The sequence below is a fragment of the Lentzea sp. NPDC003310 genome (assembly GCF_040610935.1).
GTDB lineage: Bacteria > Actinomycetota > Actinomycetes > Mycobacteriales > Pseudonocardiaceae > Lentzea.
The window spans coordinates 70,604-86,588 of record NZ_JBEXNC010000004.1; the positions used below are offsets into that span (position 1 = coordinate 70,604).

Below are 15,985 nucleotides of genomic sequence, written 5' to 3' on the forward strand. Positions count from 1 at the left end.
TGCGACCGGTGGCGACTGTCGGGGTGATGGTGCTGGTCTACTACCGCTTGCCGATGGACCAGCCGGAGGACGGGTACACCGTCCTCCGGCTGGTCTCCGCCGTCGTGCTGGTGGCGCTGGTCCTCTGGTGGCAGGTCCGGGCGATCGGACGTGCCGCGCACCCCGGCTGGCAGGGCGTGCAGGCGCTCGCCCTCGTGGTGCCGCTGTTCCTGCTGGTGTTCGCCCAGGCGGTCTTCCTGCTCGCCCGGCACCAGCCGGGCGGCTTCACCTCGGCGCTGAGCCGCACCGACGCGCTGTACTTCGTCGTCACGGTGTTCTCGACGGTCGGGTTCGGCGACATCGTGCCGGTCTCCACCGCGGCCCGCGTGCTGGTCACCGTGCAGATGATCGGCAACCTGCTGCTGGTGGGCGTGGCGCTGCAGGTCATCCTCGCCGCGGTTCGCCGTCGCGCCGGATGAACAACGCGAAACCCAGCCCCGCGACCGAGAACAGCACCAGCAGCGTGAGCGCCGCGCGGTAGGGGTGCCCCGCGCCGGTCAGGACCGACCCGACGAGCGCGGTGCCGAGCGAGGACCCCAGGTTCGACACCGCGCGCGACACCCCGGACACGTCGGCCTGGTCGGCGTCGGGCCACCGCGACTGCACGACGTTCACCGACGCCGTCAGCATGATCCCGATGCCGGCGCCCAGCAGCACCAGCCCGACCGGCTGCTGGAGCGTGCCGGCGATGGTCAGCAGGAAGCCCACGCGGATCAGCGTGCGTTGCGAGTGCCTCTTCGCGAACCGCCCGGCGAGAGCCGAGGTGATGAGCATGCCGACCGTGGCAGGCAGCAAAGCGAGACCCGTCTCGATCGCGGTGAGGTGCTGCTCCTGTTGCAGGTGAACGGAAAGCACGAAGAACGTGCCCTGCAGCACCAGCCACTGCACGAGTTGGGTGCCGAGCCCGAGATTGGACGTGCGGTCGCGGAACAACTTGGGCTCGCACAACGGGTTCTTCGCCCGGTGGATGTGCCACACGAACAGCGCGAGCACCACGACGCCGGACCCGATGAGCACCCATGTGCTCGTCTGCCAGCCGTTGACGTTGGTGCGCAACACGCCCATCACCACCAGCATCAGGCCGGTGCCCGAGAGCACCGCGCCGAGCAGGTCGAACCGGCCGCCCTCCGGCTCGGTCCTCGGCAGGTTCCGCGCGAGGACGATGATCACCGCCACCACCAGCGCCTGCAGCAGGAACGACGCCCGCCAGCCGAAGGTGCTGGTGATCAGGCCGCCCAGCAGCGGTCCCGCCGCCGCGCCCAGCCCACCCGCGCCGGACACCGCGCCGAACCCCTTGGCGCGCTGCGCCGCGTCGGTGGCGAGCGCGGTGACGAGGATGTAGATCGGCGGGATCATCAACGCCGAGCCGACGCCCTCCAGCAGGGCGTAGCCGACGAGCAGCAGGCCGGGGCCGGGGGCGAGTGCCGCGAGCAGCGCACCGGTGCCGTAGATCGTGAGACCCAGCACGAAGCACCGCCGGCGGCCCCACAGGTCGGTGAGCTTGCTGCCGGGCACCATCAACGCCGCCATCACGAGGGTGAAGAGGGTGATGGTGGTCTGGACGCCGGTGATCGTGGTGTCCAGGTCGTCGGCGATCGTGCTGATGGCCACGTTCATGTTGGTGGCCGCGTAGCTGGCGATGAACTGCGCCAGTGCCAGGGGGAGGACCTTCATCGCCGCGCCCGCCGTCACACGGTCCCCCTCGTCCGCAGGTGCTCGGCGGCGTCCCCCAGCAACGAGTGCACCGTCCGCAGCACGTCCGCCACCCGGTCGCGGTGCTCGCGCAGCACCTCCACCTGTCGTCGCGCCTCGCGCACCACCTGCTCGGCCCGCTGCCGCGCGGCCTCCTCCACCTGCCGCGCCTCGCACAGGGCTTCCTTGCGCCGCAACGCGAGCGCCATCTCGAAGTCCTCGGCCACCTTCGCCCGCTGCCGTGCCGCTGCCTCGTCCAGCGCGCGGCGCCGGGCCTCGCCCTCCTGGACGAGGCGCGCCATCCGCTCGCGCGTCGTCGCGAGGAGGTCGAGGTGCTCGGCGTGGGTCTGCTGGGCGCACGCGAGGACGTGGCCCTCGACGGCGTTGGCCCGTTCGGTGATCGCGGCGGCCTCCGCGAGCGCGGTGTCGACGGCGTGCCGGAGCCGCTCGCCCACGGCCTCCGGCGACAGCGGGTGCTTGCAGAGGCGGTCGATCCGGTCGCGCAGCGCGCGGTTCTCCTCCCGGACGGCCTCCACGGTGCGGGCGAGGGAGACCGCCCTGGCCTCCGCGGCGTCGCGGTCGGCGCAGAGCAGGTCGAAGTCGCGTTCGGTCTCGCCGACGAAGTGCCGGACCTGGTCGCGGCGGTACCCCAGCCAGGCGACGTCGAAGCCGGTGCGCAGCGGCACCAGTTCGGCGGTCACGAGCGCACCAGCGACAGCGGCACGCGGCACAGTCCGCCGATGCCCTCGAACGGGGCGGACGGGGTCGCGGCGTGCACGACGTGCACCCGCGTCCCGCTGAGCAGGGCGGCGCGGATCGCCACGTCCGCGAGCAGGCCGCAGCGGCGCGACGGCGACCAGCAGCGCGAGACGTCCGTGGGCGCGGCGCCGAACCAGGCGGTGGCCTTGACGTCCTCGGGGTGGGCGATCAGGAGGTCGTCCAGCCGGCCCGCGGCGAGCGCGGCGAGCGTGTCGTCGTTGCCCTCGACGGCGAGGCCCTGCGCACGGCCCCGGTCGTTGAAGTCCGCCAGCACGCCCTCGGCCCGCGACCGGGCGGCCGCGCGGATCTCGGCGGCGATCCGGTTCGGCGTGAGGTCGCGGCCCGTCCAGCGGACGACGACGTCGCGGCGGACGGGGGTGGGCAGCGCCTCCCACAACGCGCCCACCACCTCGTCCTCCCCGGCGACCACCAGCAGCCCGATCTCCCCGCGCAGCACCATCTCCGCGCACGCCGCGGCGGCGGAGCGCACGCCCTGCCGCCAGTCCTGCGCCGGGTAGCTCAACGACACGCGCTCGTCCCCGGACATCAGTTCGGCGCTGCGCCGACCGGCCGTCACCGCGACGCGCGGCGGGCGGTCCTGCACCCAGGCGAGCAGCGGCAGGACGTGCGCCGGTGAGCTGAACCAGGCCAGGTCCAGGTGGCGCAGGCCGGGCGTGTGGAACACCCGCGGCGGGAGCTCCTGCCCGGCGAACGCGACCAGCGTGTCGGCCGTCGGGTAGGTGGACCTGGCCCGCCGCAGCACTTCTCCGACCGTGTCGACGACCTCGGGGTCGGCGCCGTCGCTGTGCAGCTGGTCGGCCAGGCGGTGCCAGCGGGCCCGCCACGCCCGCAGCGGACTCGATCCCAGGTACACCGACGCGACGGGGCGGGCGGGCCGGACGACGTCGACGAGGTCGCGCAAGGCAAGTCGATGGCTCATGGGGCACAGGTTCTTCGGCGCGGCACGCCCGCTGCCTCACCCGCCGGAGGTGAACCCCGTCCCGACCGGCGCACCGCTACCGCCCGCCGCGGAGGAGGCCGCGCACGTGTCCGGGCGAGCAGCGTCGGCGGTGGAGGTGACCGATCTTGAGCCGTCAACCGAACCGGGCCCGCTCCCGGCGCGTCGTCTTCGCCGCGGCGGTGTTCCTCGCCGTGGTCGTCACGGGCCACGACGAGGACTGCGCACCGCCCAGCACGGCCGAGTCGCTCGCGACGCTGACGTTCGCGGGCCGGCTGCTGGGGGTGCTGGGGCGCGGCATCGCCCTGCTCTCCCTTCCGGGCAAGGACTCCGGATGTGGCGCCGCATCGTGATGCGGTTCGATCAGTCGATCATGACCTGCGAAAACCATTGGGAGACAAAGCACAATGTCCGACAGTTCGGAGTGTGATCCTTCCGGTCCCGAGACCAGCCAGGCGAAACTGCGCATCCCCACCGCGGCGACACCACTCGTGCCGCGCGACCGGCTCCTGTCCACACTGGACGAGCGGGTGGCGTCGGCGCCGGTCGTGGTGGTCACCGGACCGGCCGGGTGCGGCAAGACCACCCTGCTCGCCGAGTGGGCCCGCCGCCGCGACGACCGGGTGGCGTGGCTGACGCTCGACGAGCACGACAACACCCCGGCGCGGCTGCGGGCCGCCGTCCGGGACGCCCTCGCCCTCACCGGCACGGTCCCGTTGGCGGAACCGGGTTTCTCCTCGGCGGTCGTCGCCGCGTTCGACCGGGCAGCGGCCTCGGTGTGCCTGGTGCTCGACAACGTGCACGAGATCCGCGACCCCGACGCGCTGGCGAGCATCGACCTGCTGACCCGCCAGCCACCGGACCGGTTGCGGCTCGTGCTGCTGGGCCGGTTCCCGCCACCCCTGCACCTCGCGCGGCTGCACCTGGAGGGGAGGCTGCGCGAGGTCCTGCCGCACGAGTTCGCCTTCACCCGCGCGGAGACCGAGGCGCTGTTCGCGGTGCACGGCCTCACCCTCCCGCCCGACGACGTCGACCTCCTGCTGAGACGCACGGAGGGGTGGATCGGCGGGCTGCGCTTCGCGGTGATGCGCCTCGCCACCACCCCGGCCCGGCCGGACGACCTGCTCATGTTCGCGGGCCTCGACCAGGTGGTGAGCCGCTACCTCGGTGAGGAGGTGCTGGCGCGCCACACCCAGCGGGTGCGGGACCTGCTGGTGGTCACCAGCGTGTGCGACACGATGAGCGCGGACCTGGCCGGCGCGCTCACCCGGCACAGCAGTCCCGGTGTCGTGCTCGACGCCCTGGAGCGCACGAACTCGTTCGTCAGCCGGCTCGACGAGGAGCCCGAGTGGTACCGGTGCCACCCCGTGCTGCGGGCGCACCTGACCGCGGAACTGAGACGGTCCCGTCCGGCGGACGAGCCGGCGCTGCACCAGACGGCCGCGCACTGGTACCACCGCAACAACGATCCCGCGGTGGCGCTGAGGCACGCGTTGCGGGCAGGGGACGACCAGCTGGTCGCCGAGATCGTCGAGCACTCGGTGCTGCCCGAGGTGCTGCGGGAGGGCAGCGGGCGGTTGCACGAGGTGGTCGACGCGGTGCCGGGGCACGTGCTGGCCCAGCCCCAGGTCGGGATCGTGGCCGCGCTGGTGGCGCTCGACGCCGGTGACGTCGCGGCGGCGGACCGCGTGCTCACCGGCATGGGCGGCCAGCCGCGCGGCCTGCGCCAGGAACGGGTGCGCGTGCTGCACGCCACCGCGTTGCTGCGTCGCGGCCGGTTCGACGCGCGGGTGGGCGAGGCGGCGCAGGTGATGGCACGCACGGCGGCGGAGCGTGCCGGCACCGACGCCGAGGTGGCGGCGTTGCTGAACCGGGGAGTGGCGGCGCTGCTGTCGGGCGACCACCCGGCGGCCGAGCAGGACCTGCTGCGGGCGTCGGAGATCGGCCGGCAGGAGCGGTTCGACCACGCGGTGCTCGAGAGCCAGGTCCACCTGGCGGCCCTGACCAGCGCGTCCGGCGACATCCTGACCGCGGCGAGGCAGGCGGGCGAGGCGCTCGAGTTCGCCGAGGAGAAGGGCTGGCAGTCGCTCCACGTCTGCGCGCTCGCCTACGCGGTGCTCGGTGTGCAGGCCTACCTGCGGCTCGACGACGAACGAGCCGCGGACCTGGCCGGCCGTGCGGTCCACGCCCTGGGCGACCGCCGCGATCCCGCTACCGGCCTGGCCGTGTCCACTTTGGACGCTGCGGTGTCGTTCGCGACGGCGGGCGACCCGCGCGCGGTCGTGGGCCGGGTGCGGGAGCAGTGGCGGGACGTCGCCGGCCGGCGCGTGACGCCACCCGTGATCACGCACATCGCCCCGGCGGTGCAGCGGATCGCGCTGCGGTCCGGCGACGAGCAGTGGGCGTCGGCGATGCCCGAGCAGGTGGAGGCGATGTTCGGCCCGTGCGGCGAACAGGCGGTTCTGCGCGCCGTCGTGCACACCCACCACGCCCGCGTGTCCCAGGCGCGCAAGGTCGTCGAACCACTGCTGTCCGGCGAGTTGCCGGCCCTCGCGGCACCGACCGTCGTCGACGGCTGGCTCCTCGAGGCCGTGCTGGTCGACCGCGCGGGCGACCAGCGGCGCGCGCACGATGCCGTGACCCGCGCCCTGGCCGCCGCCGAGCCCGTCGGCGCCCTGCGGCCGTTCTTCAACGCCGGCAAGCCCGTCCGCGACCTGCTCGCGCGCGGGGCCGGTCGCTTCGGCAGGCTCGAACCGTTCGCCACCACGACGATGACGTCGCTGCCCGCCGCGTCGACCGCGTCCACCGACGTGCTGACGAGCAGGGAACGCGACCTGCTCCTCGAACTGCCGTCCATGCGCACGGCCGAGGAGATCGCCGATTCGTTGTTCGTGTCGGTCAACACGGTGAAGACGCACCTGCGCGGCATCTACCGCAAGCTGGGCGTGAACCAGCGCCGTGACGCCGTGCTCGCGGCACGGCGACTAGGGCTCATCTGAGGTTCCGCTCTTCTTCGCTGACCTCCGGCCGTGCGCCGCTGCGGGCTGCGCACGGCCGGTCACGTGCGGAACGACTTGTTGTCGCTATTGCTTCAGTGTCGACCGAAAGTAACCGTCATCGTGCGCGGTGCTCCTCGGAAGTCGCTGCAACACAAGAACTCCAGGACCAGAGAGCTGACCTGGAACACGGCGGTGCAGGCCTTGAACTCGTCGCGCGGAGCGTGGACGTCACGGTGGCGGGCACGGCTCCCGCGCTGTCCGGCAGGGCCGCTCGACACCGTCGTGCCGATGCTCCACCGGGCGCGGAATTCTCTTCGACCGGTCTCGTTTGCGGCGGATTTCCCAGGGTAGCTCCTGAGCCAGGACACGACGACGACGAGCTGAGGAGTCAGCCGTGACCGAGAACCAGATGGGTGGAGTGCGCACGGCGGCCCGCGAAGAGGGCGCCGATGTCGCGCAGCACGCGAAGGAAGCAGCCGAGCAGGTGGGCAGCACCGTGCGGGAGCAGGCGTCGCAGGTGACCCACGAGACCGCGGCCCAGGCCAGGCACGTCGTCCGCGACGTGCGGGACCGCGTTGCGGCGGAAGCGGAAGAACAGGCGCAACGGGTGTCACGACAGCTCGGGCGCATCGCCGACGAGCTGGGCGAGATGGCCGGCAACGCCCCGGGCGACTCGATGTCCGCGGGGGCGATCCAGAGCGCCGCGGACACCAGCAGGCAGGCCGCGCGGTTCCTCGACGAACGGGGAGCGCAGGGTCTGCTGGAGTCGGCGAGGGACTACGCGCGGCGCAAGCCGGGCACGTTCCTGCTGGGCGCCGCGGTGGCCGGGTTCCTGGTCGGACGCGTCGCGAAGAGCGCGTCCGGAGGCGGTGGCACAGCGCCGCGGCAGCAGGGCGGCGTGGTGCCGGTGACGTCGGAACGTGCTGACCTGGCACCGGGTTACGAAGCGCCGTACTCGCCGGGAGTGGCGTCCGGAGCCCCGCCGGTGGGCGGCGTTCCGGTGGGCGGGACGCCCGGCGTTCCCCCTTCGGGGGTGCCGCATGTCGGTCCCTGAGATGCCGCCACCATCCCGAGTGGACGGTGACGACGCGTCGCTGGGAGATCTCGTCAGCGAGCTCACCGGTGACCTGTCGAAGCTGATGCGCCAGGAGCTCGAGCTGGCCAAGGCCGAGATCAGGCAGGAGGCGGCGAAGGCGGGCAAGGCGGGCGGGATGCTCGCGGCCGCCGGGTTCGCCGGGTACATGACCACCGTGCTGATCAGCCTCGCGCTGGTGTTCGCGCTCGGTGCGGTCATGCCGCTGGGCTGGGCCGCCCTGATCGTCGCGGCCCTCTGGGGCATCGCCGGCGCGGTCCTCTACTCCACCGGGCGCGCGAAGCTGCGCACCGTCAACCCGAAACCCGAGCGGACCGTCGAAACGCTGAAGGAGGACGCGGAATGGGCGAAACACCCGACCAGATAAGGCGTGACATCGAGGTCACGCGTGCCGAACTGCGCGCCGACGCCAACCGGCTCGTCGACCACACGAGCCCGCGCAGCATCGCCCGGCGACGTGTCAACGGTGTGCGGCAGGGACTCGTGTCGATGAAGGAGAGGGTGATGGGCACCGCTTCGGACGCCGCGTCGACCGTGCAGGAACACGGCCACGACGCCAGGCACGCCGTCGCCGAGCGGGCGGACCAGGCCGTGCACGCGGTGCAGGACGCCCCGCGCCAGGTCGCCCGGCAGACGCAGGGGAGCCCGCTCGCCGCGGGTCTCATCGCGTTCGGCGGCGGCCTGCTCCTCGCGGCGGTCCTGCCGCGCACGGACGCGGAAAGCCAGGCCGTGCACCAACTGTCCGACAGCCTGAGCGACGTGGTCGACCCGGCCAAGGAGGCCTTGGCGGAGTCGGCGCAGCACCTCAAGGAGGACGTGAAGTCCTCGGTCGGCGACGCCGCCGGCGAGGTGAAGCAGGTCGCCTCGGAAGCCGCGCAGACCTCCGCGACCGAGGCGAAGGGAGCGGCGCAGGACGTGGGCGGTCACGCCCGAGAGTCCGGGCAGCGGGTGTCCGGCGAAGCCGGCGGGGGATGAGCACACGTGGAGGGGCGAACCGCGGTTGCCGCGACTCGCCCCTCCACATCCGCGTTCTGCTTTCTAGGCCTAGGAGTTCTTGCCAATCCAGGGCGTCATCACCGGGGCAGCGGCGCTCTAGTGGTGCCGGGCGCGCTTGCCCGCACCGCGGCCCAGCGCGAGGCCGAGGCCGATCATGCCGATCCCCAGCAGCAGGTGCAGCCAGTTGTCGGCGGTGTTGAGCGGCACGAAGTTCGCGGCGCTGTCGTGGTCGATCACGAGGCCGTACACCCACAGCAGCAGGTAGACGACCCCGCAGCCGACGAGGTATCGGTACGCGCCCTGTGCCGTGCGGGACAGGAGGAACCCGACGACGCCGAACGCCAGGTGCACGATGTTGTGCAGGATCGACACCATGAAGACGCCCAGCAACATGGTCTGCGACTCATGGCCCGCCGGTGTCCGCACCGCAAGGTCGGTTCGGGACATGAGAACTTCAAGTGGGGAGCAGGGAATCGCTTCGGTCGAGCCCGGCTGCCCGCCCCGTTCCCAGGCGGACGGGAAGCCGCGCACGACCTCGGCGAAGGGTCAGCTGACGGCGGGTCCTGACTCACCCGAGCCCGACAGCTCCTTGATGAACTGGTGGCACTGCCGTGCCCTCGCCGAGTCCTCCTCCATGACGCGGCGGAAGAAGTCGGCGATGTCCTGACGGCCGGCGTTGTCCGCGTCGCGGACGTACTGGCCGTAGTCGTGACCCGCCTTGAGCGCGTGGTACTGCACCGAGATCAGGTCGTAGGTGACGTCGTCGAAACCGGTTTCACCGGTGGCCATCGTCTGCCTCCTTCGGGTTGGTCGTCACCGAGGTCGTACCCGTGCGAACCCGGCCGAACCGATGTCGAGGAACTTGCCGCGCGGCCGGTTGTTCCTCATTCGCACGGGTATCCACGGCCTTCGTGCTCCCAGAGAGGGCAGGTACATGAACACAACAGGAAAAGCGTTGCTCGCGGCGGGGGTGGCGACCGCGGTCACCGTGGCGAGGCGACGGCGGCGCACGCCGGACGACCAGGCGACCGGCCGGTGGCTCGTCGTGACGGTGTACCGGTCTCCGGAGGAGGTCCAGGCCTCGCTGCCGCAGGACCTGACGCGGTGGGGCGACGACGTCGAGCTCCGGATCGTGCCCGCGGCGGGCGACAAGGGCACCGAGCTCAGGGCGAAGCCAGTCGGGGAGACGTCCGCGCACGACATCAGGCTCGCGTTGCGCCGGGCGAAGGCGCTGCTGGAGGCCGGTGAGGTGGTCCGGCCCGACACCGCGCCCACCCATCCGGGACCGCTGGGCAAGGCGCTCGGACTGGTGACGAACCGTGCGGCAGGAGGAGGCAGGCTGTGAAGGCGTTGTGCTGGGAGGGGATCAACGACGTCCGCGTGCAGGACGTTCCCGATCCGGAGCTGTTGAACGACCAGGACCTGATCCTCAAGGTCGGCCTGAGCACCGTGTGCGGCTCGGACCTGCACCTGCTCACCGGGCACATCCCGTTCATGCAGGCGGGCGACGTGATCGGCCACGAGTTCATGGGCGAGGTCGTCGAGGTCGGCGCCGGCGTCACGAAGCACCGGCCGGGCGATCGCGTGGTGGTGTGCTCGTTCATCGTCTGCGGCCGGTGCTGGTACTGCCGCAACGAGCTGTACTCGTTGTGCGACAACACGAACACCAACCCGGCGATCACCCAGCACCTGTGGGGTTCCGACCCCGGCGGCATCTTCGGCTACTCGCACGCCATGGGCGGCTTCCGCGGCAGCCACGCCGAGTACGTGCGCGTGCCTTTCGCGGACCACACCGCGATCCCGGTTCCCGAGGCCGTGGACGACATGAGCGCCCTGTTCACGTCCGACTCCGCGGCGACCGGCTGGATGGGCGCCGACCTCGGCGGGGTCAAGCCGGGCGACGTCGTCGCCGTGTGGGGTGCCGGGGCGGTGGGGCAGATGGCGGCCCGCGCGGCCCAGCTCCTCGGCGCCGAGCGCGTGCTGGTCGTCGACCGCTTCGACTACCGGCTGCGGCAGGCGGAGTCGGTGTTCGGCGTGGAGACGGTCAACTACGCCGAGACGTCCGTGGGCGACGCCCTGCTGGACGCTACCGGTGGACGGGGTCCCGACGTGTGCATCGAGGCCGTGGGCTGCGAAGCGCACTCGACGGGCCCGCAGTACGTGTACGACCAGGTGAAGAGCAAGCTGAAGCTGGAGATGGACCGCCCGATCGCGGTGCGCGAGGCGATCTACAACTGCCGCAAGGGCGGATCGGTGTTCGTCCTCGGCGTCTTCACCGGCGTGGTCGACAAGTTCCCGCTGGGCGCGCTGATGAACAAGGGCCTCACCGTTCGCGGGGCCCAGCAGCACGGCCAGCGCTACATCCCGATGCTGCTGGACCGCATCGCGTCCGGCGAGCTCAGGACGGACCACCTGGCGACCCACGTCATGCCGCTCAGCGAAGGTGCGCGGGGCTACGACCTGTTCAAGAAGAAGGAAGACGACTGCACTCGCGCGGTCTTCCGGCCGTGACGCGACCACGGCTCGGAGAGGACGGGACATGACCGGCTCGCTGCACTTCGTGGGCAATGCCACCACCGTGCTCCGGCTGGGGCCGTTCACGGTGCTGACCGACCCCAACTTCCTCCACAAAGGACAGTGGACGCACATCGGCCAGGGCATCGTGTCGCGCCGGCTCCGCGATCCCGCGATCGAGATCGCGGACCTGCCGGACCTCGACGGAGTGGTCCTGTCCCACCTGCACGGCGACCACTTCGACCGGGTGGCGAGCCGCGAGCTCGCCCGCGACCTGCCCGTGTTCACCACCCCGCACGCGGCGAAGCGGCTGTCCCGGCGGGGTTTCCGCGAGGCGGCGCCGTTGCGCACGTGGGAGACGGTCGCGCTGAGCAGGGGAGCGGCGAAGCTGACGATCACGTCGCTGCCGGGCTGGCACGCGCTGGGACCGCTGCGCCACCTGCTGCCTCCCGTGATGGGCACGATGCTCGAGTACCGGGAGGCGGCGGGGGTGCTCCCGTTCCGCGTCTACCTGAGCGGCGACACCCTCGTGCACCCCGAACTGCGGGAGATCCGCGACCGCTTCGACGGCATCGACCTCGCCGTCGTGCACCTCGGCGGCACCAAGGTCCTGGGCGTGCTGCTCACCATGGACGGCGAGCAGGGCGCGGACCTGGTGGAGCTCCTCGACCCAGGCACCACGGTGCCCGTGCACTACGAGGAGTACGGCGTCATGAAGTCACCGCTGTCGGACTTCACCTCAGCGGCCGCACGACGCCTGGCCGGGTCCCACGTCCGAGTGGTCGCACGCGGCGAGACGGTCGCGCTGCCGCTGTGACGGCCTGATTGCGGTTGTGCCCTCCGGGGAACGGGAATAGCGTGGCGGTCGGCCGAGAGGAGCAGGCGATGAAGCACCCGTTCGACGACTCGTCGGACGTGCTGAGCACCCGCGTCGTCGAGGACGGCGAGGTCGTCGTGCTCGAACTGGCGGGCGAGGTCGACATGATGACCGCCGACGAACCGCTTGCCGAGGCGCTGAAGGTGCTCGACCGGGCCCCGGCCGGACTCGCCGTGGATCTCCGTGCGGTGAGCTTCTTCGCCTCCTCCGGCATCAACCTCCTGCTGACCGTGCAGGAGAGGGCCCAGGTGGACGGTGTTCCCGTCGCGGTCGTCGCCGATCAGCCCGCCGTGCTGCGGCCGCTCGCGATGACCGGCGTCGACCGGGAACTCGCTCTGTTCACCGCGCGGTCCGATGCACTGGTCGCGCTGCACGGCCTGCCTGGGCGTGGGCAGGCCGGAGTGCGGGAGACCGGCGCCTAGCCGTTCTGCTGCTCCATCACCAGGATCGCGCCGCCGGGCTCGCCGCCGTTGCCGCGCAGGGAACTGCACACCACGCGGATGACGACCTCGCGCCCGCGCCGGTTCACCGCGGTCAACTTGACCTCGTCGATGAACGCGGGGTCGGTCAGCGCCGAGCGCACGATCGGCCGGAGGTCGGCCACCGGCAGCCCGATGTCGAGGTTGAGCAGGTGCTCGCCCTCCGCCTCGTCGCGGCGCACGCCCCACAACTCCTCGGCGCCGCGGTTCCAGGCGAGCACCCGCATCTGCAGGTCGAGCACGACCACGCCGGCGCGCAGCGAGGTGAGGATGGACTCCAGGAACTCGTTGACCTGGTCCAGCTCGGAGCTGCGCTCGCGCAGGGTGTCGTTGATGGTCTGGAGCTCGTCGTTGGTCGACTGCAGCTCCTCGTTCATCGTCTCCAGTTCCTCGTTGGTGGACTGGAGCTCCTCGTTGGTGGTCTCCAGTTCCTCCACCGTGGACTGGAGTTCCTCGTTCGTGGTCTCCAGTTCCTCATTGGTGGACTGGAGCTCCTCGTAGGCCGACTCGAGCTGGCGGTTGGCGAACTCGAGGTCCTCGAGCAGCCGGCGCGCGGACGTCACGTCGTGGAACACCACGGACACGCCCAGGAGGGTGTTGTCGGCGCTGATCAAGGGATTGACGTGGACCTCGAACCAGAGCGACTCGCCGGGCGCCCGCAGCCACTCGACGTCCTTGACGCGCAACGACTTGCGCTCCAGGCGGGCCTGCTCGACGTACCCGCGCAGCTCGACCGGGCGGTAGGACAGGTCGAGGTCGCGCAACGGCTTGCCGACGTCCTTCGCCGTCAGCCCGAAGGTCGTCTGCGCCTGCTGGTTCGCGAGCGCCACCACGTCGTCCGCGGTCACCACCACCTGGGCGACCGGGCTCGCGGAGAACGCGTGCTGACGCAGCTCGTCGATGCCCGCGACGTCCACCCTGCGGTCGGGCACCATCTGGTGGGAGACGAAGCTGCCGGGGTTGCCGATCCCGTTGGGCGCCTTGCGGAAGATGCGCCGCTTGAGGTCGATGGGGTCGAAGATGCGGCTGTGGCTCAGCAGCATCTCGGCCTTGCCCAGGAACAGCACTCCCTTGGGCACGAGCGCGAAGTGGAACCGGCCGAGGATCTTGGTCTGGGTCTCCTGGTTGAAGTACATCAACGTGTTGCGGCACACCAGCAGGTCGATCCGCGAGATCGGGGCGTCCTGCACGAGGTCGTTGCGGCCGAAGATGATCGAGCGGCGCAGGTCCTTGCGGAAGACGTAGCGGCCGTTCTGCTGCTCGAAGTACCGGCCGGTGAGCTCCGGGGCGAGAGCCTGCAGGTCGCGCTCGCCGTAGCTCGCGAGCCGGGCCTGGGTCAGCGCCTCGTCGTCCACGTCGGTGGCGTAGATCTTCACCTGCTGCCGGAAGCGGTCGGTGCCGAGCGCCTCGGCGAGGGCGATCGCGAGGCTGTAGGCCTCCTCACCGGACGCGCACCCGGCGCTCCACACCCGGATCGGGTCGTCTGGCCCGCGTTCGGCCAGCAGCGCGGGGATGACGTCCTCGCGCAGGTACGCCCACGCCTCGGTGTCGCGGAAGAACCCCGTCACGTTGATCAGGATGGTGTTGAACAGGGAGCTGAACTCGTCCGCGTTGACCTGCAGCTGGTCGATGTAGTCGGCGTAGTTCTCGATGCCGACCTGGCTCATGCGGTGTCGCACGCGCCGTTGCAGGCTCGTGCGCTTGTAGCCGGTGAAGTCGAAGCCGCGCGACTCCTTGAGGTAGAGGAGCACTTCCTCGAAGTCGTGGTCGGGGGCCGGGTGGCGGTCGTTCACGAGCGCAAACCTACCGTCCCCGCCTCAGTCCCAGCACGGCCCACACGATCTTGCCCCCGTCGGAGTGCGGGGTCGTGCCCCAGGCGACGCAGATCTTCTCGACCAACTCCAGGCCGCGGTGCCCCGGAACACCCGGCTGCGAGGCGGTGAGCACCGGGGGAACGGGGTTGTCGTCGCGGACCGCGATCGACAGGCCGGTGGGACGCAGCTCGATGCGCAGCACGGAGTCGGTGCGGCCGTGCCGGATCGCGTTCTCGACGAGTTCGCTGACCACCACGAGCGCGTCGTCGAGGAGGGCGGGCAGGTGCCACTCCTCGCACGCGTTGCGCACCTCGTCGCGCGCCAGCAGCGCGGCGACCAGGGAGTTCGGCAGGTCCACGCGGCGGTAGCGGCGGGGCGGGGGTTCCGCGGCGCGGGCGAGCGCCGAGGCGAGGTCCGGCGTGGTGACCACGTGCCGGGACACGCCGCTCCGCTTCAGTTCGTGCTTGTGCAGGTCGGTCTCGGCGACGAGCACCAGCGGGATGTCCGGCCACTGCGAGATCCTCATCCAGACCGTCGCGAAGACGGAGAGCATGGACCGGCTGGCCGCGACGAAGTCCGGGCCGAGCCGCACCACGAGCGCGGGCGGTGTGCTCGCCGCCTGCTTGAGCAGCCCGTCGCGCAACGACGCGTACGACGCCAGGTCGAGAGTGCCGACGGGCGTCGCCACGACCACGCCGTCTAGCTCGGTCGTGGCGATGCGGACGTCGGTCATGCTTCCGCCTCCTCGCGCAGCGGCCCCAGCAGGTGCTTGCGCAGGACATCGGCGGCGGCCAGCGCCTCCGCCTCCTGGTCGTCGTAGCGCCGGGCGACGTGCTCGCGCCCCGCCTGGCGGGCCTGCGAGGCCATCCGCCGGGCGAGGGACGTCTTCTCCTCCAGCGTGCGCAAGGCCATCCACAACGCGCGTTCCAACCCGCCGTCGTACGCGTCGAGCAGTGCCTCCGGCGTCCAGCCGTGGCCGACCAGGCACCGGTACTGGCCCCCTTGCGCGGGCAGCTCCACGAGTGAACCCGAGCAGTCCGGACAGGTGAGCGTCGTGGTCCGGCCGTGCCGGGGGATGTCGCCGAAGCCCGCTCCCGCGTCGTCTCCGGCCACCTCGACCTCCAATCGCAGGACCTCCGGGGCCGGAGCGGCCTCGGCGTCCACGTCGTCACCGACGCAGCGGGCGACCACGCCGCCCAGGTCGGCCACGGGTCCGACGTGGTCGACGTCCACGTGCCGCAGCACACTGTCCGGCATACCGGAGTAGAGCGCGTCCTCGGGTGCCTGCACCAGGGTCAGGCCGCCCCTGTTCTTGATCGCGGCCATCCCAGCGGTGCCGTCGTCCAGCGTCCCGGACAGGACCACCCCGACCACGGCGGGACCCGCCGCCAGCGCGGCCGAGCGGAACAGCACGTTCACCGCCGGTCGGTGCCCGTTCTCCGTCGGACCCCTGGACAGCCGCAGCACCCCGTCCTGGACCACGGTGTGGTGGTTCGGCGGAGCGACGTGGACACGGCCCCGTTCGAGGGGCGTGCCGTCCCGCACCGGCACCACCGGGAGGCCGGTGCACCGGGCCAGGATGGCGGGCAGGGCCGACGTGCCGCCCGCGGGCAGGTGCAGCACGACCACCACCGCGGCGGAGAGGTCGTCGGGCAGCTGGGACACGAACGTCCGCAACGCCTCGACCCCGCCGGCGGAGGCGCCGACGACCACCAGATCCCTGTGCACCGAGCAGCTCCTCACTGCCGTGGTTTCGGGGCGGATA

The 15,985-nt window shown here is 71.7% G+C and carries 19 protein-coding genes; 10 read left to right on the forward strand and 9 right to left on the reverse strand.

Annotated features, from left to right (window positions below):
* Positions 1-8: 8 nt before the first annotated feature.
* The gene (locus tag ABZX02_RS07930; protein ID WP_355295965.1) at positions 9-458 is read left to right on the forward strand and encodes a potassium channel family protein; all 450 of its coding nucleotides are present in this window, start codon (positions 9-11) and stop codon (positions 456-458) included.
* Here the strand turns inward: ABZX02_RS07930 and ABZX02_RS07935 are convergent.
* Genes ABZX02_RS07935 through ABZX02_RS07945 form a run of 3 tightly spaced genes read right to left on the reverse strand, consistent with a single transcriptional unit; the run spans position 424 to position 3,430 of the window.
* Positions 424-1,731 carry an MFS transporter gene (locus ABZX02_RS07935; protein WP_355295967.1) on the reverse strand — a complete coding sequence of 436 codons (1,308 nt, stop codon included), beginning with the start codon at positions 1,729-1,731 and terminating at the stop codon, positions 424-426. The genes ABZX02_RS07930 and ABZX02_RS07935 overlap by 35 nt on opposite strands.
* Positions 1,728-2,432 (reverse strand): hypothetical protein, encoded by a 705-nt coding sequence (locus tag ABZX02_RS07940; RefSeq protein ID WP_355295969.1) that lies wholly within the window; start codon positions 2,430-2,432, stop codon positions 1,728-1,730. The genes ABZX02_RS07935 and ABZX02_RS07940 overlap by 4 nt, the downstream gene beginning before the upstream one ends.
* Entirely contained in the window at positions 2,429-3,430 is a 1,002-nt protein-coding gene (locus ABZX02_RS07945) for a hypothetical protein (RefSeq protein WP_355295971.1), read from the reverse strand. Before ABZX02_RS07945 ends, ABZX02_RS07940 begins: the two co-directional genes overlap by 4 nt.
* Before the next feature lie 146 nt (positions 3,431-3,576).
* Between ABZX02_RS07945 and ABZX02_RS07950 the strand changes: the two genes are divergently transcribed.
* The 5 genes from ABZX02_RS07950 (at position 3,577) to ABZX02_RS07970 (ending at position 8,515) form a co-directional block, all read left to right on the forward strand.
* Positions 3,577-3,801 (forward strand): hypothetical protein, encoded by a 225-nt coding sequence (locus ABZX02_RS07950; RefSeq protein ID WP_355295973.1) that lies wholly within the window; start codon positions 3,577-3,579, stop codon positions 3,799-3,801.
* Between the two features lie 54 nt (positions 3,802-3,855).
* Complete coding sequence (locus tag ABZX02_RS07955; RefSeq protein WP_355295974.1) at positions 3,856-6,447, forward strand: LuxR C-terminal-related transcriptional regulator; 2,592 nt, start codon at positions 3,856-3,858, stop codon at positions 6,445-6,447.
* Between the two features lie 394 nt (positions 6,448-6,841).
* Positions 6,842-7,501 (forward strand): hypothetical protein, encoded by a 660-nt coding sequence (locus tag ABZX02_RS07960; protein WP_355295976.1) that lies wholly within the window; start codon positions 6,842-6,844, stop codon positions 7,499-7,501.
* A complete protein-coding gene (locus ABZX02_RS07965) occupies positions 7,488-7,907 on the forward strand; it encodes a phage holin family protein (RefSeq protein WP_355295978.1) in 420 nt (139 codons plus the stop codon). The genes ABZX02_RS07960 and ABZX02_RS07965 overlap by 14 nt, the downstream gene beginning before the upstream one ends.
* Positions 7,883-8,515, forward strand: a complete 633-nt coding sequence (locus tag ABZX02_RS07970; protein ID WP_355295980.1) for a DUF3618 domain-containing protein — start codon at positions 7,883-7,885, stop codon at positions 8,513-8,515. Before ABZX02_RS07965 ends, ABZX02_RS07970 begins: the two co-directional genes overlap by 25 nt.
* Before the next feature lie 117 nt (positions 8,516-8,632).
* Here the strand turns inward: ABZX02_RS07970 and ABZX02_RS07975 are convergent, their stop codons facing one another.
* The 3 genes from ABZX02_RS07975 to ABZX02_RS07985 all read right to left on the reverse strand — a co-directional run bounded on the left by ABZX02_RS07975 (position 8,633) and on the right by ABZX02_RS07985 (position 9,480).
* Positions 8,633-8,983, reverse strand: coding sequence for a DUF4383 domain-containing protein (locus ABZX02_RS07975; RefSeq protein ID WP_355295981.1), 351 nt, complete (start codon positions 8,981-8,983; stop codon positions 8,633-8,635).
* A 99-nt stretch (positions 8,984-9,082) separates the two neighbouring features.
* Positions 9,083-9,325, reverse strand: a complete 243-nt coding sequence (locus ABZX02_RS07980; protein WP_355295983.1) for an acyl carrier protein — start codon at positions 9,323-9,325, stop codon at positions 9,083-9,085.
* A gap of 95 nt (positions 9,326-9,420) precedes the next feature.
* A complete protein-coding gene (locus ABZX02_RS07985) occupies positions 9,421-9,480 on the reverse strand; it encodes an SWIM zinc finger family protein (protein WP_355296714.1) in 60 nt (19 codons plus the stop codon).
* On the opposite strand from ABZX02_RS07985, the gene ABZX02_RS07990 reads away from it, so the two are divergent.
* The 4 genes from ABZX02_RS07990 (at position 9,471) to ABZX02_RS08005 (ending at position 12,349) form a co-directional block, all read left to right on the forward strand.
* Positions 9,471-9,881 (forward strand): hypothetical protein, encoded by a 411-nt coding sequence (locus ABZX02_RS07990; RefSeq protein ID WP_355295984.1) that lies wholly within the window; start codon positions 9,471-9,473, stop codon positions 9,879-9,881. The genes ABZX02_RS07985 and ABZX02_RS07990 overlap by 10 nt on opposite strands.
* The gene (locus ABZX02_RS07995; RefSeq protein ID WP_355295986.1) at positions 9,878-11,047 is read left to right on the forward strand and encodes a zinc-dependent alcohol dehydrogenase; all 1,170 of its coding nucleotides are present in this window, start codon (positions 9,878-9,880) and stop codon (positions 11,045-11,047) included. Before ABZX02_RS07990 ends, ABZX02_RS07995 begins: the two co-directional genes overlap by 4 nt.
* Positions 11,048-11,075: 28 nt before the next feature.
* Positions 11,076-11,867 (forward strand): MBL fold metallo-hydrolase, encoded by a 792-nt coding sequence (locus ABZX02_RS08000; RefSeq protein WP_355295988.1) that lies wholly within the window; start codon positions 11,076-11,078, stop codon positions 11,865-11,867.
* A 68-nt stretch (positions 11,868-11,935) separates the two neighbouring features.
* Positions 11,936-12,349, forward strand: coding sequence for an STAS domain-containing protein (locus tag ABZX02_RS08005; RefSeq protein WP_355295989.1), 414 nt, complete (start codon positions 11,936-11,938; stop codon positions 12,347-12,349).
* Here the strand turns inward: ABZX02_RS08005 and ABZX02_RS08010 are convergent.
* Genes ABZX02_RS08010 through ABZX02_RS08020 form a run of 3 tightly spaced genes read right to left on the reverse strand, consistent with a single transcriptional unit; the run spans position 12,346 to position 15,948 of the window.
* The gene (locus tag ABZX02_RS08010) at positions 12,346-14,199 is read right to left on the reverse strand and encodes a CheR family methyltransferase (RefSeq protein ID WP_355295991.1); all 1,854 of its coding nucleotides are present in this window, start codon (positions 14,197-14,199) and stop codon (positions 12,346-12,348) included. The genes ABZX02_RS08005 and ABZX02_RS08010 overlap by 4 nt on opposite strands.
* Positions 14,200-14,209: 10 nt before the next feature.
* Complete coding sequence (locus ABZX02_RS08015) at positions 14,210-14,953, reverse strand: ATP-binding protein (protein WP_355295993.1); 744 nt, start codon at positions 14,951-14,953, stop codon at positions 14,210-14,212.
* The gene (locus ABZX02_RS08020) at positions 14,950-15,948 is read right to left on the reverse strand and encodes a chemotaxis protein CheB (protein ID WP_355295995.1); all 999 of its coding nucleotides are present in this window, start codon (positions 15,946-15,948) and stop codon (positions 14,950-14,952) included. The genes ABZX02_RS08015 and ABZX02_RS08020 overlap by 4 nt, the downstream gene beginning before the upstream one ends.
* Positions 15,949-15,985: the final 37 nt, after the last annotated feature.